The sequence below is a fragment of the Rhizobium sp. AG207R genome, assembly GCF_027109195.1.
GTDB lineage: Bacteria > Pseudomonadota > Alphaproteobacteria > Rhizobiales > Rhizobiaceae > Rhizobium > Rhizobium dioscoreae.
In genome coordinates this window covers 488,623-513,323 of the sequence record NZ_JAEPVT010000003.1, presented here as the reverse complement: position 1 = coordinate 513,323, position 24,701 = coordinate 488,623, and the positions used below count along the sequence as shown (strand labels likewise).

Annotated in this window: 21 protein-coding genes; 8 read left to right on the top strand and 13 right to left on the bottom strand. The window is 52.3% G+C overall.

Annotated features, from left to right (window positions below; genetic code table 11):
• Positions 1-40 precede the first annotated feature (40 nt).
• The 10 genes from JJQ51_RS09905 to rfbB all read right to left on the bottom strand — a co-directional run bounded on the left by JJQ51_RS09905 (position 41) and on the right by rfbB (position 11,097).
• On the bottom strand, positions 41-1,213 hold the full coding sequence (locus JJQ51_RS09905; protein ID WP_269244654.1) for a glycosyltransferase: 1,173 nt from the start codon (positions 1,211-1,213) through the stop codon (positions 41-43).
• On the bottom strand, positions 1,210-2,346 hold the full coding sequence (gene wecB / locus JJQ51_RS09900) for a non-hydrolyzing UDP-N-acetylglucosamine 2-epimerase (RefSeq protein ID WP_269244653.1): 1,137 nt from the start codon (positions 2,344-2,346) through the stop codon (positions 1,210-1,212). The genes JJQ51_RS09905 and wecB overlap by 4 nt, the downstream gene beginning before the upstream one ends.
• Entirely contained in the window at positions 2,339-3,928 is a 1,590-nt protein-coding gene (locus tag JJQ51_RS09895; RefSeq protein ID WP_269244652.1) for a hypothetical protein, read from the bottom strand. Before JJQ51_RS09895 ends, wecB begins: the two co-directional genes overlap by 8 nt.
• A complete protein-coding gene (locus tag JJQ51_RS09890) occupies positions 3,925-5,301 on the bottom strand; it encodes a phenylacetate--CoA ligase family protein (protein WP_269244651.1) in 1,377 nt (458 codons plus the stop codon). Before JJQ51_RS09890 ends, JJQ51_RS09895 begins: the two co-directional genes overlap by 4 nt.
• Before the next feature lie 63 nt (positions 5,302-5,364).
• The gene (locus JJQ51_RS09885) at positions 5,365-6,342 is read right to left on the bottom strand and encodes a glycosyltransferase (RefSeq protein WP_269244650.1); all 978 of its coding nucleotides are present in this window, start codon (positions 6,340-6,342) and stop codon (positions 5,365-5,367) included.
• On the bottom strand, positions 6,342-7,418 hold the full coding sequence (locus JJQ51_RS09880; RefSeq protein ID WP_269244687.1) for a glycosyltransferase family 4 protein: 1,077 nt from the start codon (positions 7,416-7,418) through the stop codon (positions 6,342-6,344). The genes JJQ51_RS09885 and JJQ51_RS09880 overlap by 1 nt, the downstream gene beginning before the upstream one ends.
• 32 nt (positions 7,419-7,450) lie before the next feature.
• Entirely contained in the window at positions 7,451-8,197 is a 747-nt protein-coding gene (locus JJQ51_RS09875) for an ABC transporter ATP-binding protein (protein ID WP_269244649.1), read from the bottom strand.
• Positions 8,198-8,200: 3 nt separating this feature from the next.
• Positions 8,201-9,037, bottom strand: a complete 837-nt coding sequence (locus tag JJQ51_RS09870; protein WP_269244648.1) for an ABC transporter permease — start codon at positions 9,035-9,037, stop codon at positions 8,201-8,203.
• Between the two features lie 117 nt (positions 9,038-9,154).
• Positions 9,155-10,042, bottom strand: coding sequence for a dTDP-4-dehydrorhamnose reductase (rfbD, locus tag JJQ51_RS09865; protein ID WP_269244647.1), 888 nt, complete (start codon positions 10,040-10,042; stop codon positions 9,155-9,157).
• A complete protein-coding gene (rfbB, locus tag JJQ51_RS09860; protein ID WP_269244646.1) occupies positions 10,039-11,097 on the bottom strand; it encodes a dTDP-glucose 4,6-dehydratase in 1,059 nt (352 codons plus the stop codon). The genes rfbD and rfbB overlap by 4 nt, the downstream gene beginning before the upstream one ends.
• A 104-nt stretch (positions 11,098-11,201) precedes the next feature.
• On the opposite strand from rfbB, the gene rfbC reads away from it, so the two are divergent.
• Positions 11,202-11,753: a dTDP-4-dehydrorhamnose 3,5-epimerase gene (gene rfbC, locus JJQ51_RS09855; protein ID WP_269244645.1), complete on the top strand. Its 552-nt coding sequence runs from the start codon at positions 11,202-11,204 to the stop codon at positions 11,751-11,753.
• Between the two features lie 32 nt (positions 11,754-11,785).
• On the opposite strand, the gene rfbA is transcribed toward rfbC, so the two are convergent.
• Positions 11,786-12,670, bottom strand: coding sequence for a glucose-1-phosphate thymidylyltransferase RfbA (gene rfbA, locus JJQ51_RS09850; RefSeq protein ID WP_112414021.1), 885 nt, complete (start codon positions 12,668-12,670; stop codon positions 11,786-11,788).
• A 129-nt stretch (positions 12,671-12,799) separates the two neighbouring features.
• Between rfbA and JJQ51_RS09845 the strand changes: the two genes are divergently transcribed.
• On the top strand, positions 12,800-13,939 hold the full coding sequence (locus JJQ51_RS09845) for a glycosyltransferase family protein (protein WP_269244644.1): 1,140 nt from the start codon (positions 12,800-12,802) through the stop codon (positions 13,937-13,939).
• Between the two features lie 14 nt (positions 13,940-13,953).
• Here JJQ51_RS09845 and JJQ51_RS09840 read toward each other — a convergent pair whose 3' ends face one another.
• Positions 13,954-14,541, bottom strand: coding sequence for a histidine phosphatase family protein (locus JJQ51_RS09840; RefSeq protein WP_269244643.1), 588 nt, complete (start codon positions 14,539-14,541; stop codon positions 13,954-13,956).
• 136 nt (positions 14,542-14,677) lie between these two features.
• Between JJQ51_RS09840 and JJQ51_RS09835 the strand changes: the two genes are divergently transcribed.
• On the top strand, positions 14,678-15,487 hold the full coding sequence (locus JJQ51_RS09835; RefSeq protein ID WP_269244642.1) for a glycosyltransferase family 2 protein: 810 nt from the start codon (positions 14,678-14,680) through the stop codon (positions 15,485-15,487).
• Positions 15,488-16,436: 949 nt separating this feature from the next.
• Here JJQ51_RS09835 and JJQ51_RS09830 read toward each other — a convergent pair.
• Positions 16,437-18,401 carry a glycosyltransferase gene (locus JJQ51_RS09830; RefSeq protein WP_269244641.1) on the bottom strand — a complete coding sequence of 655 codons (1,965 nt, stop codon included), beginning with the start codon at positions 18,399-18,401 and terminating at the stop codon, positions 16,437-16,439.
• A gap of 155 nt (positions 18,402-18,556) precedes the next feature.
• On the opposite strand from JJQ51_RS09830, the gene JJQ51_RS09825 reads away from it, so the two are divergent.
• The 5 genes from JJQ51_RS09825 to JJQ51_RS09805 form a co-directional block, all read left to right on the top strand.
• A complete protein-coding gene (locus JJQ51_RS09825) occupies positions 18,557-19,522 on the top strand; it encodes a glycosyltransferase (RefSeq protein ID WP_269244640.1) in 966 nt (321 codons plus the stop codon).
• Positions 19,523-19,585: 63 nt separating this feature from the next.
• Positions 19,586-20,572, top strand: a complete 987-nt coding sequence (locus JJQ51_RS09820; RefSeq protein WP_331275825.1) for a rhamnan synthesis F family protein — start codon at positions 19,586-19,588, stop codon at positions 20,570-20,572.
• A 2-nt stretch (positions 20,573-20,574) separates the two neighbouring features.
• Positions 20,575-22,572 (top strand): glycosyltransferase, encoded by a 1,998-nt coding sequence (locus JJQ51_RS09815; protein WP_269244639.1) that lies wholly within the window; start codon positions 20,575-20,577, stop codon positions 22,570-22,572.
• Between the two features lie 199 nt (positions 22,573-22,771).
• A complete protein-coding gene (locus JJQ51_RS09810) occupies positions 22,772-23,614 on the top strand; it encodes a rhamnan synthesis F family protein (protein ID WP_269244638.1) in 843 nt (280 codons plus the stop codon).
• A gap of 63 nt (positions 23,615-23,677) precedes the next feature.
• The coding region (locus JJQ51_RS09805; RefSeq protein ID WP_269244637.1) for a hypothetical protein at positions 23,678-24,701 on the top strand (1,024 nt) is incomplete at its 3' end.

The window sequence follows — 24,701 nt, the reverse complement described above, 5'->3', positions numbered from 1 at the left end:
CCTGGAAGTGAAAGCGACAGTCGGATCAGAGACATTTTCTTCATATCAGTGCAAGCATTCGGTCGAGTCGCGCTTCCCAGCTAAAATTTAGAAGCCTAGGATCATGCAGTCCGATAGCCTTAGGTGGTGAGGTAAGTAATTTTTCGATGCTATGAATCCACTCCGTTGAATCGCTTGCTACCGCAACTTGATCATTGATGTCATCGAGCGCGTTTATGGCCGTGGAAATGATGGGTTTCCCTGCCGCCATATACTCATATAACTTCATCGGGAAAACGCCAGACATGTAACCCGTTGTTAGGTTAGGAAGAACTGCAATATCTGTCCCACGCAAATAACTCGGCAGAGTGTCATAGGACCGGTACCCAAAAAAATAAACGTTGGGGAGTTCTTTCAAGCGGCCAACGGCCGTGCTTTTTTGGCCCTCCGGCTCGTCTCCGATGAAGATCCAATTCCAGCCGGGCCGAGCAACGGCACACTGTTCAATGAGCGAGAAATCGAGCTTGTAGTCGGACAAAACGCCTGTGTAGCAAAGCTTGGGTCCACTAATGTCGGCCAACTCGGTTGGTATGGTTCCAGCATGTCTCGCCTGCGCAAAATGCTCGATATCGGCGACGTTGCGCTCGTAGACACTGCGCTCTCCGGCCACGGCCCTACAGTGAGACTGAAGATAAGGGCTTGTCGTAAAGACACGATCCGCTCTTTCGAGAAGCGCCACTTCTGCTTTTCGAAACGTATCGGCGTCCACACCAGGGATGGCGGCAAGGTCGTCGACGCAGTGGTAAATAGTGGACCGTACCGTCAAACCATCCATGATGCCGTCAATATAGGGGTGATAAGTCCATGCAATAACATCATCACTATCGCCGTTGCGTTTCAGCCACTTGCGGATCGCCTTGCCAAGTAGCCACCGATTGAACGCTCGGACAAATCTGTTCTTATGGCCGAGCGGAATTGTCAGCGGCGCATAGACCCAGAGCGTTTGGTCAACTTTCTTTGGGGGAATGAACGCTCTCTTCAGGCGGTCCCATATGCGTAACAGATCACGCGCATTGGCTCTGGGGGCACGAATTCCGGGTGACTCGATGTAGAGGACTTGATGGCCCCGCTTGGCCAAGCGGTCGGCGATATGCTGCTTGTTCGTCCAGTAAGGTGCTGCCCAATCAGCTGTCGAAAACATGACAAATGTCATTCGTTTATCGCCACCGGTCACGGCAACAGCTCCTTCGACAGTATATCGACGATTCGCGCTGCAGCATTGCCGCCACCGTAGGGATTGGGTCTTCCAGCAAGCATTGTCTTGCGGCTAGACCGCAGCCAAGAACTAGCCAGAGAGACAATATTTTCCCGCGCGATCGGCACCAGGCGAGAGAAGCCGGCGCGTACCCCCTCTGGCCTCTCAGTTGTCCTGCGCAACACGATGACTGGCACTCCGAATGAGGGAGCCTCTTCCTGTAAACCTCCTGAATCCGTCAGCACCAATTCCGCAGAAGAGAGACAAAATAGAATATCTGCGTAGGGCAGCGGATCCCCCAGCACGACATTCTCAATCCCATTGAGCCTTGGCATCACCAGCGCGCGGACGTTTGGATTTAGGTGCACGGGAAAAAAGAATGTGCGATCTGGGAAGCGGTCGGCTAGCGCGGCAATCGCGTCAACAATGACATTGAGGTCATGCGCAAGGCTTTCCCGGCGGTGGCACGTCACGAGCACGAACCGCCCCTGGCTTCGCGCTACCAGTTCCCTGACGGCGGGCGATATATCATCGGTGGTCACTCTGCCTCGAAGCTCTTCCAGCGCATCGACGACTGTGTTGCCCGTAACGAAGACCTTGGATGAAGGGACGCCTTCTTTCCGCAATTGTCGTGCAGATCGTTCTGTCGGCGCAAAATGCAGGGTAGCCAACGACGTAACGAGCTTACGGTTCATTTCCTCCGGAAATGGGTTGTAGCGTTCATAGGTCCGCAGACCCGCTTCCACATGAGCAACTGGAATCTGTGCGTAATGTGCAGCCAATGATGCCGAAAGAACTGTCGTCGTGTCCCCCTGCACAAGGATGATGTCCGGTCTTGCAGCTTGAAAGATCTTTTCGCATGCGCCGATCGCAGCCCCTGTCAGCGAGGCAAGCGTTTGATTGGGCTGCATGATGTCCAGATCGACATCCACGGAAAGCCCGAAGCTGGTCAATGTCTGGCGCAACATCTCACGATGTTGTCCCGTTGAGACCACCGTACAGCGAAAAGCCTCCGGACGCGCCTGAAGAGCCTTGATAACCGGCGCCATCTTGACTGCCTCTGGGCGCGTGCCGACGATGACCATGACGTGACGCACGCTAATTTCACCCATTGACAAAATCCGATAATGCCAGGGTGGCGCCGCGCCAACGGACCGAGAATGCGCGACCTGATGCGGTTTCAACCGCGGTACCTTCCGTCAGGCCGAAGCCATTATTCGTTTCTCGCATCGTTAGGCGCATCTTGGCGGCAATCCAGTCCAAGGTATCCTCTTCATTGAGCCAAAGGATCGGACGACCCGCCATTTCCAATTCGATATGGTCGATAAATTCACGATGGCGCGACAGGCGATGTTCCTCAGAGCCCCACCCGTAGTCATAGCGCGGCGAAAACGGATGATCGAGATAGCCGAACAGGTTTCCGGCTGTAACCGCCACCGTGAATGCCTGCTTGTTGATCGCCAAAGGATCCCCTTCACTCAGAATACAATCACCATGCAACATGCACTGTTGGCTGTGCGTCACAATTCCCGATCCGTCACCCGGTATCGTTCCCCCCTTGGCCATAAGCATTTCCGGATCGTTGGCGATGATACCGCCAACGAAACCCTGCAGCCCCGCGCGCTTAAGCGCTTCCGGCACATAGGCGGGGTTTTGATGAAAGGGCGATACCGCATACCGCACGGTCAAGCCCGGCAGGCGCTGTTCGAGCCAGTCTGAGGAGGTTCGCGCTTCGATCTCGCAGGCTTCTCCTGAGCCTCCCCAGCGAGGTGCGTGCGTCACAGAGTGCGAGAGAACGGCGCCGCCGGCATCCAGAACCTCCTTCATTAGCGCGACGTGCTCCTCCTTGTCTTCCTGAGCAGTCTTGACCGCCAGAGAGAACGGCAGGCCGCGCGAACGGTACAGTTCGAACAACGGCCGCGCCGATGCAATGTCTTCATCGCAATCCAGGCGCATCGTCACTGCCGCGTCATATCCGTGCGGAATTTCCCCTATGACCGGAATGCACGGCCTGTCGTCGTGCCGCCAATCCGCGAGGAACGCCTCGATCACGGCCCATTCGGCGCTGTCGACCGGGCCCACTGGACGATTCCACCAAAGGATGGACGCAGTCTCGTTCTCAAGTAAGGTGACGAACGGCAGATCTTCCGCAATACCAGGTGCAGAAGCGACCGCGAGCGTCGTTGCGCTGAGGACTTCACTCGCCATCGCGATAGACCACGGTCCGCCATCGGCCGTAATCCGTCCGTATCCTAGATTGTTCCATTCGTCGGCATAGTCAAACCGCAAGAAAGGCCGCGACGAAAATGGTGATGTATTCGCCAGGGGATGCTTTGTCCAGTTGACCACTGCAGATGATCGCGTTGTCGCGTAGATTGGCGTCGGCGGGCACGCCGCCGCATCGGCCCATCCGGAAGCTAGAGGTCCCGGTGCAGCCAGTCCCGCCAGAGACGCGACTTTCTCGGGCAAGTCACCAAATAGAAGCACCTTGGCGTTTGACCTAGAAGCCGCAGCGACAAGGGGCGCTTGATCCACCCGGGGGGAGATGAAGACATAAACATTTCCGTCTTCAATTGCCGGCACGGGATCGTCGGATACTACCGTTACCAGACCCCGGGTTACCGATCGGCGGAATGCTTCCGCGACGATCTCGGTGGTGGAATCACCGGGTCTACCTGCAAAGACGGTGATCATTGCCCCGGTGCCTCTTCTGGTACGAAATGCCTGAATTTCTGGCGCAGGCCGACCAGCTTTAGGTCAGCTGGCGTGATGAACTCGACTTCGACATTGTCGGACCACCACGAGGCAATACGTTCCCGGATTGCATTGGTGTCAGCGGTGTCCTCTGGCACAAGCCGAAACACCGGTTTGCCACGAAGCATCTGAATCTGGAATTCGCGAATGCCGCCGACGCGATCAAGCACGTCCTGGATAAAGTGGGTGGGGAGTGGCGTGCCGCCCAACATGATCACGTCGTGAACTCGACCAACCATACGGGGAATGACGATCCCGTTCGGCTGGTGCGCAAGGATGGCGTTGTCGCCGGTGCGATAACGCAACAGCGGCATCATCCTGTTGAAAAGTGGAGTTATCACCAACTCACCACTGCGGGCACCTTCAGGGATATCCGTCAATCCTGTTTCTTCTTCGGTCCGCAACTCCGGCCACGCGAAAAACTCGTAAAATCGCATGTCGGAACTCTTTGGATCGATTTGATAGGCGATTACGCCGGCTTCCGCCAAGCCGTAGCGATCGATCACTTGGCATTGCAGCACCCGTTCAATGCGCTCTCGCTGACGTGCCTCGAGCAGCTCGCCGGAAGACTCGAAGATCTGGAACCCTTTATCTTTGCCGCGGGTTGTCTCGACGTGGGCGGCGAGCTGATCGGCGGTAGACGGATGGGCATGCGCCAGATGTGGCCGGATCGACTTTATTCTGCGCCATATCTGTTCGAGTTCTTCGCTTGCGAATGTTGCGAAGAAGATATTGTCACGATTCATGGCAAAGCACTTCACATGCTCACGCATGCGGTCCCGCCACGGAAACACTTCCGGAAATTTCGAGGCGAAATGCAGCTCGCTACGCCAGTGCGTGTTCCCGATGCGACGGCGGCTTTCCTGGGTGATGGCAGAAGACCAGTCGGCCGCCTCCTGATCATAATGAATATGAGCGGACGGCCCAGTCGAGCCACCGGTCTTGGCCACGTGAATCCGTATGCCGTCCCGGTCCTCGCGTAGCAGCCTTTGACCTTGTTCGCGAATGATATCCTTCGTTAGGTATGGTAAATCCTCGATATATCGGGGGTCCGCAGCCACCTTCGCCGGATCGAAGCCGATCGAACTGAACAGATCACGATAGTACGGCACCTTGACGCCGGCAAAGGCGACTGTTTCGGCAAGGCGTGCCACCGCACGCGCACGTCGCTCTGAGAACGGCCGGTCTATCTCTTCTCTGATCCATCTCGTTTTGCTGCGAATATCGCGAGCCTCATAGCGCTCTGTGAGGGGGTAGACGATGATCGTTGCCAACGCCCCGCGAATGCCGTTCCGAAGAGCGCTAAGAATCATTGTCTTCCAGCCTTTGAAATTCCGCGTGAAAAGTGCTGTGGTAACGGCAAATAGACACGGCTGTCAACGCGCAGCCGCAAGCCTGTGATAGAGTTCTAGCAATGGCTCGACGGCGCGATTCCAGGTAAAATTCTCGTTTACATAGTGCCGCAGTTGCTCCGATGGCGGCGTTTCTCCTGCTATTCTCAGTGCGGCGGCAATCCCCTCTACATCGCCGCTGTCGACATACAGAGCATGATCTCCAAAATACTCGCGGGTGGAGCCTTCACCTGTGATCACGAGCCGCGCACCTGCAGCCGATGCCTCCAAAGCAGCAAGGCCTGGCGTTTCTAACGTTGAAGGCAGACAGAAAACCTCGCAAGCAGCATATGCAGACCGCAGCAACGGACTATCGTGATCAAGTGCGCCCAAATGGCGAACATTCGGACCTGCTTCAGCGAGACAAGCCTCACCATATTCTGCGTCTCGGATATGACCAAGGAGTATCAATGGCTTGCCGGCCTGCTTTGCTGCGCGGATCAAAGCCAACTGATTCTTGCGTGGCTCTATATTCCCGACATTGAGCACAAACGGCCCGTGAATCTCGTAGGCGGAGCGGAAAAGACCAGGCTCAACCGGCTCTCCGAACCACGGATCGCAGGCATTGCGTACCGTATGGAAGCGTTCGTGCGATAGACCGAGTATGGTCGAGATACGGTCGCTTTCTACATCGCCATTGGTAACGATCGCATCGGCCAAGGAAAGCTGCGCGGCGATTTCGGCGATTGGGTAGAGGTGCATGGTTTCTTCCGTCAGCCAGAGGCTGGCGGAAATGACGAGAGGAATACCTCGCGCCTTGGCATAGTTGCACAGATGTACGGAGCCGCCCATACACGAGAAAAAATGGAATATGTCCGCCTTGTCGAGGCCGCCACGCCAGGGATCGTACCGCACGACATCCGCGCCGGCGTTGAGCAGATACTGTTCATATTTCAGCAGCTGGATTTCGCCACCGCCCGGTGTTTCGAATGCCCAAGGATAAGTGGCATAGACGATCCGCATTAGGCCACTCCCAAACCTTCGATAGCAGCCAGGATAAGCCCGCCGTCAGCCTTTCTCTGTAGTTCCTCAAGGCGTTTCTTCCTTAAGGAGGAATGGCCAGCATGGTCGCCATTTATAAGAAAAGCAGCGATCGTCGCGGCGGCCGCTGCCTTGTCACCTTCCGGAATTAGCAATGCCGCAGACCCTAACACTTCCAATATTGCGGGGACGGGAGTAACGAACATCGGTTTATCAAAGGCCAGCGCATCGAGGGCGGGCACGCAGAACCCTTCGTGAGACGAGTGCGCGATGCAGGCGGTCGCCATTTCATAGAGCGCCTTCAATTGATGATCCGATATCCCATGATGGAATGTGACGGGCACGCCTTGAGTTTCCTCGATCGTCTTTGCGAGCGCCTTGACAAGATCGACATAGGGTCCGTTTGTGGGACCACCGACGATATCGAGTGCAATCGGCATCTTCAGCGCCGCTAGCTCTCCGGCGATATCGACAATGTCGAGGACGCCCTTATGTGCAACGATGCGCCCGACATAGAGGAGATTTTGCTTAGTCGCCGCATCTCGGAGATCTTCGGCCTCAACAGCATTCCACCGGTCCGCGCCGATGAGCGGCGGGCAGATGACGATCCGGTCCTTGTGATGCGCCAAAGCATCCGCATCGAACGCCTCGAGCAGACACTTAGCAGTCACTTCCGAATTGACCATGATGATGTCGAACTGAGCGAGAAGTTGACGCTGCTCAAGGCCCATGCGGCAGTTTTCGATTGTTCGCTCGTCAGCACGATCAATCAGATCAGGTGGTGTGATATTGTGAAAATAGACAATCTTCGCATTCGGTAGAGCGATAATATCCTCAAGCGCAGGATCGAAGATCGAATGATTGAAAAAGATGACATCATGCGGTTGGACTGCCGTCCAAAATGCCGAGCGGCTTCCAACAGAGTGAGGCTCTTGAACGTCTGTATGTTCAGCCCAAAGCCGAACATGGTGCCCTGCTTTCTCCGCCAGAATGGCTATCTGCCGCGCGAAGCTGCCGACAGCATCGTTTAAAACGATATCGCGGGCATGAATATGCACTGTGCTCAACGCTATTCTCTCTAGTTTATGGGTCAGCTAGGTGTAGTTGCAGGCGTTTTCAGACCGTCAATCTTCTGCGCCGGCACGACGGCTTCATCAGATTTGATATGCCCCTGCTCCAGCCGCACGACGCGTGTGCAAACACGCTCAAGCATCTTCATGTTGTGGGATGCAATAATGAGGATCTTGGAACGGGAAACCAGATCCTCCATGCGCCGCTCGGCCTTCTTGGAAAAGGTTTCATCAACGACGCTCAGCCATTCATCCAGAAGAAGGATCTCCGGTGAGAACGCCGTCGAGACTGAGAAAAGCACGCGCATCAACATGCCCGAAGAGAATGTGCGTAAGGGCATGCGGCGCATCTTGTCCTCTAAGTCCGTAAACTCCCAGATCGAATCGACAAGCTCTTTCGTTGGTTTGATACCATCCACGCGGAGCAAGAGCCTGATGTTGTCCTCGGCAGAAATTTCCATATTAGCGCCGATCGCAAGCCCAAGCAAAGGCGTCATCTGGCCGGTGACAGAGATGGTGCCGCCGGATATTGGAAAAATGCCTGCGATCGTACGCAGCAGCGTTGTCTTGCCGGAACCGTTTGGCCCGTACAGCCCGATGCGTTCCCCAGCTTTCACTTCAAAGTCGATCTCGTGAAGGGCGCGGATGACCGTTGTTTTCTCCGTAGATCCGCCGGCGGCGGACAGCAAAAGCCTCTTCAGAGACTTGTCGTTCAGGTCGTAGATCGGATAGTCAAGCGTGACTTTCTTAAGCGTGATCGTAGCCATTGTTCAGATCCAAAAAGCCGCGTTGCGCAGGCGGGTTAGCGCAAACCAGCTCAAGAGGGCAAGAATTGCGAGGAGTCCCAGAGACACGACAAAGCTATGCCAAGGCATGGCGCCATTCAACAATGGCTCTCGCCAGATCGCGAGCAAATGCACCACGGGGTTATAGTGCAGCAGATAGTCGCGACCAGCGACCACATGCGGTTTCCACATGATCGGAGATGCAAGGAAGGCCAAGTTCATAAATGACTCGACCAACGGCTGCACGTCCCGATAGCGCGTGGCAAGCGTTCCTGCTACGAGCGATAGGCAGAGCGTCACCGCCATGAAGATGATCAGCCCTGGAAGAGCCATGAGGAGACCGAGGAACGTAGCTCCTCCGAGAAAGATGAAAAGAGTGATTGGAACGACGATGTTATGGGCAAGAAACAGCAAATGCCGGAAAAAGCATTGGACATAGAAGACATAGGCAGGCAGTCCACGATCTTTGATGAACCCACCCGCACCCAGCAGGGTCGTCGTCGCATTGTTGGTCGCACCGGCCAAAAAGTTCCACATGACGAAACTAACTGCAAAATACGGCAGAAAGTCGGGAACGGAGACGTTCGATATAGCGCTAAAGACAAAGCCAATGCAGCCGGCGAAAATTGCTGTCTGTAACGTAATCCAAAAAGGACCGATCACCGATCGGGCATAGCGATGCCGGACGTCGTACCAAGCCAGAAAATAAGCCAATTTGATGTTGTTATACACTCCAGGTGGCGATTTCTGTATCCGCAAGGACTCAGTCGGTTCAGACCACGACGGATTCAAGGGGCTCGTCGCCTGTGTCTCAACTAACATATTAATTATCCTCTTCTCGAGATCAAAAGCATCCCGTCGTCTATCCCACAAGCTCCAACTAATAAGCAAATGGGAGCAAAAGAAGGCCTAGGCTTTCCTGCCTTGGTGCAGGAGTGATTAACTCCTGATTGCCGCCAGCCGCTGCAGGCAGTGAGCTAAAGAGTCGCGCCAGTGCGGAGCTTCAATTTCCAGCACGCTAGCGATCCGATTGCAATCAAAACGTGAATTGGCTGGCCGTCTCGCAGGCGTCGGATATTCTGCGGTCGAGATTGCTGTCACACGGTCGGGCACTGCCCACCCCTGCGCTGCCGCTTCGGCGAAAATTGCCTCGGCAAACCCGTGCCATGTCGTATATCCCCGACCGGCGAAATGGAATGTCCCCGCGACGTTGCGCGAGTGAGCCTTTGCTACCTCAACAATTTTTAAGCAGGCCAAGGCAATATCGCCCGCATAGGTCGGATTGCCATGCTGATCGGCGACCACGCGCAGTTCCTTGCGCTCCCCGCCAAGGCGAAGCATGGTCTTGACGAAGTTGCTTCCGCTCTCGTGAAAAACCCAGGCGGTGCGCAGGATGGTGGCTGCCGAATAGATCTCACGCACTCGCTTCTCGCCTTCGGCCTTGCTTAGACCATAAGTGCTGATTGGCGATATCGCATCATCTTCGGTGTAGGGTGTCGTTTTGTCGCCTGAAAAGACGTAATCAGTAGAGATATGCACAAAGGGCAAATCTAGCTCCCTTGCGGCCTGTGCGATGATCGCTGGGGCATCCGCGTTGAGACGCATCGCCAAGGCAGCGTCGCTCTCCGCTTTATCCACAGCGGTATAAGCCGCAGCGTTTACGATGGCTGACGCTCCCGACTTCATGATCGCCGCATATGTCTGGTCGAGATCTGAAAGGTCGAGCTCGGCCCGACCCCACGCAACCCATTCGAGGCCACGTTCCTTGACCAGTTCCGCAAGGGCTGTAGCAACCTGTCCATTCTTCCCCAAGATCAAGAGTGTCATTTGGCTTTAGCCTTATAGAGGGCCTCGGCAGCATCCTTGTGTGGGCGCCACCACCACTCGTTTGAAAGATACCACAAGATGGTGGCATGCAGACCGTGGTTGAAATCATATTGCGCTTTCCAGCCGAGTTCGGTCTCGATCTTGGTTGCATCTATTGCATAGCGGTGATCGTGACCGAGGCGGTCGGTTACGTAGGTAATCAGGCTCTCATACCCTCCTTGCGGTGCAGGAGGTCCGAACTCGTCCAACAGGGAGCAAATGGTGCGAACGACATCGACGTTGCGGCGCTCGTTGCGCCCACCGATATTGTATTTTTCACCAAGACGCCCCTTCGTCGCCACAAGCCACAGCGCGGAAGCATGATCGTCCACGTGCAACCAGTCGCGGACATTGTTTCCGGCGCCGTATACCGGTAACGGCCCATGCTCCAGAGCGGTCGTAATCATGCGAGGGATGAGCTTTTCCGGGAACTGGAACGGACCATAATTGTTTGAACAATTCGAAATGACAATCGGCAGGCCGTAGGTATGATGCCAGGAATTGACCAGATGGTCCGATGCAGCCTTCGATGCAGAATAAGGCGAGTTTGGCGAATAGGGCGTCGTTTCCGAGAAAAGTCCTTCGTCGCCCAAAGTACCATACACCTCGTCTGTCGAGACATGCAGGAAACGGAATTCCCGCTGCTCGGCCGCTGAGAGTGCCGACCAATAACTGCGAACGGCCTCTAGAAGCCGGAACGTGCCAACGATATTGGTCTCGATGAACGGCGCCGCCCCATCGATAGAGCGGTCGACGTGAGACTCCGCCGCGAGATGTAGAATGACCGATGGGCGGTGACGTTGCAGGATTTCACCCACCAGCTCGCTATTACCAATGTCACCTTGTATGGTTGAGAAGCGCGGATTGGATTTGATGGAGTTGAGCGAGCGAAGATCACCGGCATACGTCAACAGATCCAGATTGACGACATCGTAGTCTGTTTCGCCAATGAGATATCGACAGACCGCTGATCCTATAAAGCCCGCTCCACCAGTGACCATTGCTGTTTTGCGCATGAAAGCTCTCCACACTACCTTGTACTCAAGGGAGTGTCCCTATATCGGATCTTTATCGACGTCAAAGCTGCTAGCGTGATCGCCATCTCCAGGAAAGGAAAAAAATGAACTTCAAGGCTATTCCTCAGGCTATCCCCGATGTGCTGCTTCTGGAACATAGGGAATTCGGGGACGATCGCGGCTCCTTTACTGAGACGTTCCGCGCCTCCGCGTTCCAGGAACTTGGATTGCCGCATTTTGTACAGGATAATCAATCACGCTCCTCAAAAGGAGTCGTCCGCGGCCTGCACTACCAAGTCAATCCTCACGCGGTGGGAAAATTGGTCCGCTGTGTTCACGGGCGGATATTCGACGTTGCCGTGGATCTGCGGCTGGGATCGCCCACCTATGGTAAATGGGCGGGCACGGAGCTTGCCGGCACAGACAACCACATGTTTTACGTTCCAGAGGGCTTCGCACATGGCTTCATGGCGCTGGAGGATGATACCCTCGTTTCCTACCGGCAGACGGGATACTGGGATGCCGCGTCCGAGCGATCGCTCCTTTGGAACGATCCTGACGTCGCGATAGATTGGCCCAAACTTGCCGTGTTGCTTTCGCCAAAGGATGCTACCGCCACGCGCTTTGCTGACGTAGATCACAATTTTCGCTACTAGCCGGCAGACCAGTCCAATTCCGCGGATAGAAACTATCGCGGAATTAGGCTCAGCAGGTACTTTCCATAGCCGCTCGACACAAGTGGATGAGCCAGTTGTGCCAGCTGCTCGTCATCGATGAAGCCCATGCGCCAGGCGATTTCCTCAATACATGCGATCTTCTGGCCCTGGCGTTTTTCGATCGTGTGTACGAATTGGCTTGATTCAAGAAGGCTATCATGGGTCCCGGTGTCGAACCATGCGTTCCCGCGACCGAGCTTCTCAACGAAAAGCTTCCCGCTCTGCAGATAGACGTCGTTGACTGTTGTGATCTCAAGCTCGCCGCGGGAAGAGGGTTTGATGCCTTTCGATATCTCGATGACGTCGTTGTCGTAGAAATAAAGCCCGGTAACGGCGAAGTGACTTCTCGGATTCTTAGGCTTTTCGACAATCGAGATTGGGGTTGTCTTGTCTTCGGCAAACTCGACGATTCCGTAACGCTCCGGGTCGCTTACCGAATAGGCAAAAACGGTCGCACCGGAATCGCGCTCGCTCGCTTGCCGCACGCTCGTGCCCACGCCGGTGCCGTAGAAGATATTATCTCCAAGGGCGAGGGCAGCGCACGCACCGCCGATAAAGCGCTCTCCAATGATGAAAGCCTCGGCAAGACCGCGTGCCTCCGCTTGTATCGCATACTCGAAACGCATACCCAGCGTTTCGCCGGAACCCAGCAATTCCTGGTATAGCGGCAATGCACTTGGTGTTGAGATGATCAACACCTCCGTGATTCCGGCGATCATTAGCGTACTAAGCGGATAGTAGATCATCGGCTTGTCATACACTGGCAGCAACTGCTTGCTGATTGGGATCGTCGCTGGGTAAAGCCGTGTTCCCTTGCCGCCGGCGAGGATGATGCCTTTGTATTTCGGCTGAAGCATTTACGTTAACCACTTTTCGGCCTCAAGGCCGTAGAGAATTCAGTTATAGCAAACCCGCATAGATCAACTTGCAAATCTTTTCAACATCTATGGGCTGACGATATCATGCCAGCGGGGAAAGTTGGAACCTTGCCATTCAGCTACCAAGAGTGTAACTGGGTTCGCTTCAAATGCGGCTACCAGCAGCAGTTTTTATTTGGATCGTTCAACGCAAACGATGGAGCAAGATCGATAGCTATGAGCGTTCTCCGAGTTTTGGTCGCTAACCGTCCTTCGAACGTCGCCTCTTCCTACGTCTCTCGATCAATATCGGCCCGACTATTGGAACCGTTGCACTATCTGCGCGATGAAGGAGCAGCGGATTTTTTAGTCGATTTTCCGAGCGAACTACGAAAGAGATACACGCCTGACTGGGTATTTTTTAATAAGGCAATTGACAACGATTCCCTTGAATACGCGATTGAAGCTAAGATGCAGGGCGCTCGCATTCTATACGATGTTGATGATCATGTGCTTGCCTACCCGGCTTATAGCGGCGCAAAGCCCACACAGGCGAATATCGATATCATCCTCAGATTTCTTTCACTTAGCGATATCGTAAGCGTTGCAAATCCCCGACTCTTAAAAATTTACAAGCCTCTTTGCTCAAATATTCAACTTCTGCCGAACGGGATATATACCGAGAGATATGCGTCGACATCTCCCGTGGTGCACGAAGACAGTAAGCTTCGTATCGGCATGGTCAACGCCGATTTTTTGAAAATCGTGAATTTCAAACAAGAATGGCTCCAAGCAATCGATGCTGTCAGGAATAGATATCCGGATATCGAGTTCACATACTATGGAGATTTTCCACCAGATGAACTGGGACTACAGGACTGGCAATGGCTTGGAAGTGTTGATTTCGAGACCTATCGTCGCTCGCTCTTTAAGGGCATCTTTGATATCGGCCTGGTTCCCTTAGGGGGGAAGGAGGATGAGGGAAGTTACGAGTTCAATCTTTGTAAAAATCCCTTCAAGTTTATTGAATTCGGGGCTGCCGGAATTGCGGGTGTTTATTCAAGAGTGCCGGTTTACGAAACGGTAATAGACGACGGTGTCCACGGCCGTCTGGTTGAGAACCAGCGTGATGCATGGATAGACGCCATCGCGAGGTTCGTCGATAATCCTGACGCAAGGCGGAAGTTGGTTGAAAATGCGGCTTTGCGAGTGGAAGGCGCACTCCATATCAAGTATGCGGCTTCAGCCTTAGTTTTGATGCTGAGATAGAGTGATAGAAAAACTTAGAAGCTTGCCTTTTTCAATAACATGCTCCCCTCTAGCAAACAAATATCGAGCTCTACAATCGCGCAGTTTCGCAATTTGAACATTGGGAATCGGCTTAGTCCAATATCGAACAATTTGTGCAATATGATATTGATAGGCCCGAGGTGAGTAAAAAGTAATACTTTTTGATTGTGCCTGGCCATCACTTCCGAACTGATGAAGCTCAGCACACGCTTTCCCATTTCGAAATGGCTTTCTCCGTCGGGATACGCCCTTTTAAGATCGAGAGGGTTGAAAAAGTCGGGAAACTCTGCGTCAAATTCTGACCGTGGTCGTCCGCCCCAAGCTCCGCCATTCGTTTCCTTCAAGAGGCTGGTAAGTAACATTGCATCAAAGCCGGCGAGTCGCGCCGTTTGAATTGTGCGCTCGGTTTCACTTACATAAACCGCATCGAATACACCAAACGACTTTAGTGAATCCGACAACACAATCGCTTGTCTTTCACCCTCCTCGCTAAGCACATCCGCGTCCGTGCCAGTGAGCGAGCCAGCGATGTTGCCTTTCGATTCCGCGTGCCTGACCAGCACAAGCTTCAATACAGCCATAATCACAATTTTCTTAAAGCGCCAATTTTTTTAGCAGCCGATCGACTTGTATCGTGCCTTCCGTATCATTATGGTTCTCGTTTAGGAAGTATCATTACCGTGTATCTTTGAAGTGACCCACCTGCTATCAGTAATCATGCCAGCCTGGAATCGAGCAAGTGTGATAACTCGCGCGCTCAGTTCACTTGTAGAGCAGGATATCGGTCAGCTAGAGTTATGCTTGGTAGACGATGGAAGCACCGATGGCACCGGAGACGTAGCCAAAGCATTTTTGTCGACCTTTACCAACAAGATACAGTTACGATACAAGAAAACTGCGCATGCCGGCGTTAGTGCGGCTCGAAATGTTGGTCTGCAAATGTCTACTGGCGAGCTTATCGCATATCTGGACAGCGACAATACGTGGAGACCCAACTTTGCGTCGACATTCGTAAAAGCATTTTCGGACAATAGCGAGCAGAAGACGGCTTATTCTAGGCTTCTTTTTCTTGACGAAGTCGAACAGCCGTCAGCAACCCTCTTCTTTCCTTTCGAAAGGAAGTCTATTCTATATCAAAACTTCATTGATATGAATGTCTTCGTTCATCGTCGGGAGTGCGTGGAAAGATATGGTACCTTCGATACCAAGCTTGCGAGGCTCGTCGACTGGGATCTTGTTCTCCGATACACAAAAGACACAGCGCCGATGGTTGTGGCGGAGACGCTGTGCGAATACTATGTTGGCAGGCCCGGATCAGGTCGCATCTCCAACACGGAAAACATGAAGCGTGCGATGCACCAGATCATCTCAAAAAACCTTGCCGAAATTGCTGAGCTCGACTTGCATAAGCTGATCCTCTCCGGCCACCCCCATAGGCATGCCACTCTCGTGCAGCCAGCGTGGGATCGCTATTATCGGGAAATATTGCACAGCATGATGCTAGGCCACTCGCTCGCTATTAACTAGGCTCCTAACGACCAGTTGGTGAATGAGTACGACGGAGCATCCCGCAAGCTTTGCATTTTGATGAACGGGCGATTTAGTTGCATGGCGCCACAAAGCATGACGATAACCTGTAATATTTGCGGCTCAGCTAAGTGGGGCGATATGAATGGCCGCATCGCGGTGAAGTGCGAATCTTGCGGATCGCTAGAAAGGACTCGCGCAATTAAGCTCATTATCGACAAATTGCGCATACCCTCGGCAACAAGCAAGATACTTCATCTGGCACCGGAAACTGGACTTATGAATTATCTTTCTAGCATATCGCCTGAGGGATATGAGGCGGTGGATTATAATCCCGAAAATTTCCCGTCTAAGAAGGTGCGTAGGTTCGATATTATTACGGACAGTCCCAATCTCGTCGAAAACCACTACGATCTGATAATACATTCACATGTAGCAGAGCATATACCTTGTACGCTCGCATACATGTTCTTTCACCTTTCGAGGTCACTTCAGCCAGACGGATATCACCTTTTCTGTCTACCCCTAAGCGCCGGCCACTACGAGGAAGATTTCGGTCCATTGACGGAAGAGGAGGCTTTGCGGCGCTTTGGTCAGGGTGACCATGTTCGACGTTTTGGTATCGACGATCTTGATCGCCACTTGGGCTTGATAATGAGACTAGAACCGCAGTACTCGCTCTCGAAGTATGCTAGTGAATCGGAAATGGACTCCTGTAACATACCACCTTCAGAGCGATCTGGGTTCAATGGTAGCACGATTTTTGTTGCCCGAAAGACGGACTACCTCCTTCAGTGACGCCGACGCCATCAATGTTCTTGACTGTCGCACGAGACCTGAACCGAGATTGATGGATATTTCCATCGGGTGTTCCATCTGACTCATATGCGGGACGGGTGGGGCCTCGGTAGAAATCAACATCGTGTCGTTGCTTAAGATTGTGACGTCGTCAGTTGCGGTCGGCACCATGCTTTTCGGCCACAATTTCAACCATCGCGTTTAGGATTGTACCAACTCTATCGTCAAAGCTGTGATTTTGACGAATATAGTGCGCAGCAGCCGAAGATCTGCCCGGATGTCGTCGGTGTTTTTGGCGAGCCTCCTCGATAGCCTCCGCAATCGGCTTAGCGGAAGAAAACATGGTACAAAACTGTGCGAGTTCGGGCGGCATCCCCCCCACGTCATCGGTCACCACGTTGCCCCCACAAGCCAACACATCGAATATACGGTTGGAAATAAACCCCTCTTCTCGCATGGCATCCCAGTGATCGTTCAGTATAATTTCGGCGTTTGAATAGTATCGCGGAAGATCTACATTGTCGATTTTGATCCCTTTAATCCAGCGTTCGGGTGCAATTCCGTCCCACATCTCACCGAAGATGTCGAGAGTGATGTCACCCTCAATAGCTTGTTTTACGACGGCTCTCTCCACCAGTCTGGAATTGGCAACATACAGGCGGGGGAATGCGACGCTACTATCCTTCTCCCGAGGGTAAAACCGGCAAGTATCTGTGCATTGCAGCAGGGGTTCAATCTTAACAGGTCGGGAAGGATCATCACGGGGACCCCAAACGTTCGAAGCAGCAAAAATACGGTCGAATTGCAAAAGCTCGCCGGTTGAGATTTTGTCCGGATGACTGATCACCCAAATGACGTTGACGGCATCGGCGTCCGCCGGGAATTGTGAAATACCACGCAAGACGAGATTGATGTCGTTTGGCATTGCGTTGGCATGCCAGCAGTCTAGGAAATCTATCCGCCCGCGCACACCCTTGCGCAGGAACGCGGCAGCCAATGCGACTGCGAAGTGGTAGTCTCCCCAATGATCTTTCAGAGCACTGTTTGGGCAACCGATTTTGATGGCAACCGTTGTGTCCGTGGGCAAAAGCTCAGCGTAATTCGTGACTGTTTCTCGCCCGCCCACTTCGCGTGGTCGCCAGACTGCGTACCCCGTGTCAGTCCATGGAGCGTAATCCGGGATATATTCGCCTACTTCAATTCCATCCTCGGAATAATGCATTACGTCGTCTGCTAGATTGGCGTTCTTCCATCTTTCGGAGAAAATCTGGCGATTGTATTCAATGTGATCGCGGCGGCCGACTGTTTTGCTTTCATGGTGGATTATCGTGACCTCTGGTGAATAGGCAAACAAGTGTTCACCCCCTCCGAGACGCAAACATAGGTCAACATCTTCCTGACCGTTGATAAATACCGGGTCAAATCCCTCAACGGATGCAAAATCGCTCGCGCGAAATGCGACACATGCGGCCGTTAGCGCGCGGAATCGCTTTGGCTTTTGTGATGGCTCGTAGTCTCCTGGCTTACCCGCATAAATTGGATAGCCCATCGGAGTGTGATTAGAGAACACGATTCCGATGGCCTGAATTGAACTATCGGGATAGATAAGCTTGGGTTGTACGCCCTTCACGTTCGGATCGTTCAAGGGACGTGTCAGAGACCGCAACCACTCGGGACAGACCTCAGTATCGTTGTTAAGGAATACGACCCGCGACCCACGCGATGCGGCGAAACCTATGTTGTTACCGAGCGCAAAATTTAAGTTGGTAGCATTGTGAATCAATTTTATCTCGGTGTGTCGCGCAGCCCATTGCTCGAGGCGTCGCCTCGTTTCGGAATCGTTTCCGTTGTCAACGATGATGAGTTCGAAATCCTCTCCTGCTTCGTGCCGAAATATTGATGTCAGGCAGGTGTCTGTCAGATCTATTTGTCCGTAGACACACATTATAATCGACACCAAGCGATCATGTCGGCTGGTGAGATCCCGGCGCACCGATGTCCAATTAGGTTCATGACAATCGCTAGTTGAGCCTTTCGGAGTATCTCTATCAAGGTTTGCCATAACGCTTCTTTCAGCCCCAACGACATTCACGCCGCGCAGCGAGCCTTTTGCCATTACACCGATTCCATTGCACGTACTTTTTATCTGAGGGAACGTCAGCGGCCTACCTGCTTCACCATAAATAAAGCAGCGACTTCTCAACGCCACACGGTACTAGCACAGCCGACAATAAAGCAGTAAGTTCCGAATCGTCCTTATAGTGTAGAGGAATGTGCGTTTTGCGGCTCTTGTTAACCACCTATCATCAGGCCTTCCTTGCCCCCGGAGGGGGTGAGACGGAGCTGCATCAATTAGCCGATTACATCAATGACGTAGGCGGGCGGGCAGATCTCTACGGTCCGAATTCACGGCGTCTTAGCACGTATGATGCAGTTATCCACTTCTCGGCGCATGGTGGCGGGGAACGGTTGCTGACTGAGATAAAGGCGGCTGGCAAACCGATTGTCCTCATACCTAACTTTAATTTTTTTGACGAGAAGCATAGCGCACACGAGGTTGTCCAACGTCATCTGGATCTTGCCGATCTAGTTATTTTGCGGACAAATGCTGAGAAGGAGCTTTGTCAGAGAAATTTTGTAGTATCCGCTGCTAAGATTGCTGTGGTACCTGCTGGTATTGCCCCCGGTTTTGGAAAACCTGCTGAGGAGCGACTATTCCAATCCGCCTACGGTCTTGATCAATATATCTTGTGGGTGGGCCAGATTGCTGAACATAAGCGGCAATTGGAAGTGATCACTGCGCTAACGGATATCGACATACCACTCGTCTTCGTGGGCGGTTATGCTGACAAACATTATTATGAAACGTGCCGCGCGGCCGCAGGCGAAAACGTTCGCTTCCTGCCTTATATGCAGCCGGCATCTGAGATCCTGCGCTCTGCCATGCAAAGCTGCGCGGTTTACCTTGAACTCGGGGATGACTATCCGGGTTTCTCAGCTTTAGAGGCGGCATTGGCCGGAAGCCCGATGGTGCTCAACGATCATCCATGGTCGAGAGAAACATTCGGTGATCTGCCGGTTTACGTCCACACCCTAACAACTGCGGCCTTGCAAAAAGCCATTGCTGCTGCGATAAGCTCGGGCGCTAGAGACCAGCTCACGCAGAAAATGCGACGGCTACACCTCCAACCCGGCCCGACGAAACAGCTATTGGAATTAATTGGTACGGCTCTTTAGTGATGGAGTTGGGTCGATCGGAATCTTTCTGAGCGACCGTGCAATTAAGCTTCCTGGCAGAACATGGCAATGTATCCGAAAAGCAAGATGTCAATATTACACACGCCCCTTGTGCGACGAGGCGTAACATTTGACGAGTATAAGGGGCATAGTAATCTTACGGTACCCCATGTCGACGATTTTAGCCTCTCAGTACCCTTTGACTATCCGATAGATAATATTTCCTTTGGGCGTATAGCTGTCGTGTGCCATCTATACTATTCAGAGATGGCTACGGAATTTTCTCAATATTTTGAAAACTTCCCATGTCCCTTTGATCTATATATTTCAACAGACTCGGTACAGAAACGAAATGAGATTCTTGCTGTATTCTCTTCGCGAAAAACTGAACGCGTTGAGGTGATTGTTGTGCCTAACCGCGGACGGGATATTGCCCCGAAGCTGGCGCTGCTCTCAGCCATTAATTCAGAATACGATTTTGTAGTTTGCATCCACTCCAAAGCCTCCACGCATCATCAAGACTTGAAGAAGTGGCGCGGTTTCCTGTTGCATCATCTTCTAGGCTCGCCTGAAATTATAAAAAGCATTCTGGAGCTTTTTGCGGTGGCGCCTGAGATTGGAATGATTGGGCCTCAGCACCACGAGCCGATTCGGAAGTGGCTTGGTTGGAGTGGAAATTATGAGATAACGAGAGACGTCGCTCGATGTCTCGGTATCGAACTCATGACTAATCATGTGCTAGATTTTCCGTCCGGATCGATGTTCTGGGCACGGACATCAGCGCTGAAGCCGTTAATTGACCTCAATCTCGCTGCTGAGGATTTTGATCCGGAAGAAGGGCAGAAAGACGAGACAATTGCCCACGCCATTGAACGCCTTTTTTACTTCAGCGTGGAATGCGCGGGGTACAAATGGGTAAAAATCGCAGACTCTAAGTATTTCAACGAAATACCTGGCACTGTACAGGTGGGATCACGAGACGCATTGAAAATGCTGGTTTCTGAAAAAACGTCGACGCTAACAAAGCAGTTAGCAGGCGGGCAGGGATAACGATGGAAGACCATAAGACGATTTTCCGGCGGAAGCTTAAGGATGAACTCACTGAGTTTCTCAATTCCGACGCCTTGATAACAATGCCTATCGTTGCAGAAGCATGTGTATCCATCGTTGTCGTCACCTGGAATCAAGCCGAACTGACTTATGCCTGCCTTCGCGGCCTAGAACAAAACATCACAGTTCCGTTCGAACTCATCCTAGTTGACAACGCATCAACAGATGAAACTGATGAGCTGCTTGGCCGGCTGCGGGGCGCCCGTATCATCAAGAACTCTGAAAACCTCGGATTTCTCCTAGCTGTAAATCAGGGAGTAGAGTTTGCCAACGGAAGGCATGTTCTACTTCTTAACAATGATGCAATCATCAGGGGTGGATCGCTCGAAGCTGCCGTAACTACCCTTGAGGCGGATGCGACGATTGGGGCTGTAGGAGGGCCGATCGTACTTCTTGACGGTAATTTGCAGGAAGCAGGTTCCATTGTTTGGCAGGACGGGACTTGCCTCGGATACGGCAGAGGCAGGAATCCAAATGATCCTGAATTTCAGTTTCAGCGCGATGTTGACTATTGCTCTGGGGCGTTTCTGTTGGTCCGTAAAGATGTCTGGCGCATGCTAGGGGGGTTTGCCGAGGTTTTTGCTCCCGCGTACTACGAGGAAACAGATCTGTGCCTACGGCTTCAGGATGCCGGGTATCGTGTCGTGTATGAACCTAAGGCCATCATCGATCACTATGAGTTTGGTAGCGCTGGCCAGAGCGAATGGGCGTTCTCGCAACAAATTAAGAATCAGCAAATTTTCTGCAGGCGCCACTGGCCGCGCCTGAAGACTCACTATCCGTCAGCGCCTGCAAATGCGTTAAGCGCCCGTATTGTACCAGGGCAAAAACAAAACGTATTGGTCATCGATGAAATGGTGCCTCACGAGTCGCACGGTGCTGGCTACCCGCGATGTGCTGAAATTATACGAACTTTGGACCAAGCAGGCTTTGCGGTAAGTTTTTATCCGTTGCTCGTGCCAGATGATGATTGGGAAAAGGTTTACGCGACGTTACCTTCAACTGTTGAAGTGATGCTTGGCTTGGGTGTTGCCGGCATCGAAGAATTTCTGCGCTCCCGCTCGAATATGTATGATTTCGTCATGGTCAGTCGACCCACCAACATGGAAATCATAGCTGCTCTGCTATCGAAGAACAGGGCTTTGTTCGGAAAGGCTAAGCTAATTTATGACGCTGAAGCCATGTTTTCCGCACGCGAAATTCTAAGGCGAACGATCGCTGGAGGGGATATCACGGAGGCTGAGGCCGCGCAGCTGCTCGAAAGCGAGTTGTCTCTTACCTCATTCGCAGACCACGTTATTGCGGTCTCCGAGGAGGAGGCTTCATATTTCCGCGATTACAAATCTAGCAATGTCTCAGTTTTGGGGCATCTGCTCGATGTACAGCCCACCCCCGCCCCTTGGGACGCCAGGCACGACCTGCTTTTCGTGGGTCGACTTGACGGCGAAGGCTCGCCAAACGTAGATAGCCTCGTATGGTTTGTGTCTGAGATTCTTCCCCGCGTTACGGCTATCAATCCACATATAAGACTGAAGGTTGTGGGCAAAAACGATGCGCCTTCGGTGCAGTCCCTTGCCTCTCGCAACGTTGATCTCTTGGGAATACAGCAAGATCTCAGGCCTCTCTATGATCAAGCTCGAGTATTTATCGCTCCAACACGGTTTGCTGCAGGCATTCCCCACAAAGTTCACGCTGCAGCGTCGTTTGGCCTTCCTTGCGTAGCGACCCCATTAATTGTCCGGCAGCTGGGTTGGAAAGAGGACGTCGCCATTTTATCTGGTGCTGATCCCGAGGCATTCGGTGCCGGCGTGCTGCGCATCTACAACGACGAATCGCTGTGGAACCGCGTTAGGGCCGAAGCTCTCCAAAAAGTAGCTGACGACTGCGGAACCTCGAAATTTAGGGCGGCACTGATGGGGGCGTTCAACAAAGAAAATTGAGCGAACGCGAGTCAGTGCGACAGCGTTGGGGCAATTTCGAATGAACCGCTCATGGGGTAGGTCTTTGTCAGCATACCGGAAACGACTAGAACTTGGCGCCGTTAGCGTCAAAGGTTACATTTCGAGGTTTTTGCCGACGATCAGACGGCGATGGCACGGAAGAGACCCTAACGATCAAAGTAACAAGCACGCAATTTACGTGCATTACGATGAAAGCGGCAAAATTGACGAGTTCGTCAAATTTCACCTAAATGCGATTTCGCAGCTAGGTTTCAGGCTGACATTTGTTAGCAATAGCCCTCGACTTGATGAACACGATGTGAGCTTGATTCAAAACGTCTGTCGCGAAATACTGCTTCGACGGAACATTGGATATGATTTCGGCGCATATTCAGAAGGCGTCCGCGCGATAGGTAATCTTGACAAGGTTCAAAGTCTAATTCTTGCCAATGACAGCGTCTATGGCCCTCTTTTTCCATTGGCGAAATATATTAATAATTTTGACCCTAGCGTATTTGATATCTGGGCGATGACAGACAGTCGAGAGATTACCTATCATCTGCAGTCGTACTTCTTGTTAGTGCACAAGTCTGCGATTGACTCGAAGGCTTTCAGAGCATTCTGGAGGCAATATCCATACGTGAACGGCAAACAATGGGTAGTACGCTTAGGTGAGATCGGATTTAGCCAAAAGATGCAGAGCTCTGGGCTCCGACTAGGCGCACATTTTTCATGTCAGGATGCGGAATCCCGGCGAAGCGGGGTAATTGCCCAGCTAGCCCACTATAGCGATGAGCCTGCGATTGATGAATTTTTGCAGCGTCTGAAAAATCCCGAGCGGAATGCGGACACCTACAACCCTACCCACTACTATTGGGATCATTTGATCCGCTCCGAAAAATATCCATATATAAAGAGAGATTTGGTACGCAACAATCCGGCAAATATTCCTACAGCGCTTAACTGGGAGTATCTGCTTGATGCCTATACCAACTACGACTCATCGATTATAACTCGTCATTTAGGACAATCTAAAAAGTGACTTGATTTGGCGCTGTGCGAACGCCAATTTTTCCGCAAATGGTTAATTGAAATGTGTGCCCGAATGAATGACGCAGAGCCTGCCAGCTTACTCGCGATGTCGTATCGTTATTTGTCGGCCTTTGGCTATGATTTGCCCACAGGTCTGGTCTCGACATGGATTGCTTGCGGCCCTCATTTCCAGCGGCTTTATGACATAGATACGGACGCTGGCGCTGATGCCTTGGTGTTTTGGTGGCTCCGCGATGGATGCCAAGAGTTTCCGGGGATACGGCAGATTCTGACCAATAAAATTGCCGCTGATCTACATCTGCAGCACTTAGACAGTGCATTTCAAGGAAACCAGTTAGGGCTGACTCCCCTCCTCCGGTTGATACTTCGCAACCGTGATGATCTACGTGCTTCTTTTCCTGGCGACAAAGCGTCTCTTTCGAACTTTTGGGTTTGGTGGCTCACCGAAGGGAAGCGCGAGTTTAATTCGATTTTCGAGGTGGTGAAAGATAAGCAATACGTTGAAATATTGACCAACTATTTTGCCGCATCGCCGCTATTTCGGGTCGAGATGCAACATGTTTCTTATGCTGCCTTACAAAAGATAGATGTCTCAAAAAACAAATCAGAAATAAAGTCATTTTTGGAGCGATTATATTTTACAAATTTACGCGATCCCAAGATATTAAATTCAAATATTCCACCAATACTGTCACTGATCCATAAAAGTCGCATAGACCTGCAAGCGTCATTTGATCTTAATACGAGAAACGGTTTCGCCGATTTCTGGGGCTGGTGGTTTGAAATTGGCCATGACGAATACTTCGAGAATGGCAATTGGATTGCGTTGGAGCAACTTTCTGCTTTGCTATCTAACCTTCCCTCCGAGCTAGGCATTGAGGATAACAACTATGATGTGGTTCGGTTTAAGTCTCTTGTGCAGCTCAAGCAGATCACAGCGTCAAACGAGGAATCGGTCCGGCAACTTCTGGACAGTATTCACTTCAGTTATTTACGCGATGCCGAAGTCGATGGGGAACCAACACCTTTGATGGCCTTAGTCTATCGTAATCGGCCCGATCTTCGCGTGGCGTTCG

Coding starts and splice junctions, on each gene's coding strand:
- wecB (WP_269244653.1), bottom strand. CDS start 2,346: ATGGGTGAAATTAGCGTGCGTCACGTCATGGTCATCGTCGGCACGCGC.
- JJQ51_RS09895 (WP_269244652.1), bottom strand. CDS start 3,928: ATGATCACCGTCTTTGCAGGTAGACCCGGTGATTCCACCACCGAGATC.
- JJQ51_RS09890 (WP_269244651.1), bottom strand. CDS start 5,301: ATGATTCTTAGCGCTCTTCGGAACGGCATTCGCGGGGCGTTGGCAACG.
- JJQ51_RS09885 (WP_269244650.1), bottom strand. CDS start 6,342: ATGCGGATCGTCTATGCCACTTATCCTTGGGCATTCGAAACACCGGGC.
- JJQ51_RS09875 (WP_269244649.1), bottom strand. CDS start 8,197: ATGGCTACGATCACGCTTAAGAAAGTCACGCTTGACTATCCGATCTAC.
- JJQ51_RS09870 (WP_269244648.1), bottom strand. CDS start 9,037: ATGTTAGTTGAGACACAGGCGACGAGCCCCTTGAATCCGTCGTGGTCT.
- rfbD (WP_269244647.1), bottom strand. CDS start 10,042: ATGACACTCTTGATCTTGGGGAAGAATGGACAGGTTGCTACAGCCCTT.
- rfbB (WP_269244646.1), bottom strand. CDS start 11,097: ATGCGCAAAACAGCAATGGTCACTGGTGGAGCGGGCTTTATAGGATCA.
- rfbC (WP_269244645.1), top strand. CDS start 11,202: ATGAACTTCAAGGCTATTCCTCAGGCTATCCCCGATGTGCTGCTTCTG.
- rfbA (WP_112414021.1), bottom strand. CDS start 12,670: ATGCTTCAGCCGAAATACAAAGGCATCATCCTCGCCGGCGGCAAGGGA.
- JJQ51_RS09840 (WP_269244643.1), bottom strand. CDS start 14,541: ATGGCTGTATTGAAGCTTGTGCTGGTCAGGCACGCGGAATCGAAAGGC.
- JJQ51_RS09835 (WP_269244642.1), top strand. CDS start 14,678: ATGCCAGCCTGGAATCGAGCAAGTGTGATAACTCGCGCGCTCAGTTCA.
- JJQ51_RS09830 (WP_269244641.1), bottom strand. CDS start 18,401: ATGGCAAAAGGCTCGCTGCGCGGCGTGAATGTCGTTGGGGCTGAAAGA.
- JJQ51_RS09825 (WP_269244640.1), top strand. CDS start 18,557: ATGTGCGTTTTGCGGCTCTTGTTAACCACCTATCATCAGGCCTTCCTT.
- JJQ51_RS09820 (WP_331275825.1), top strand. CDS start 19,586: ATGGCAATGTATCCGAAAAGCAAGATGTCAATATTACACACGCCCCTT.
- JJQ51_RS09815 (WP_269244639.1), top strand. CDS start 20,575: ATGGAAGACCATAAGACGATTTTCCGGCGGAAGCTTAAGGATGAACTC.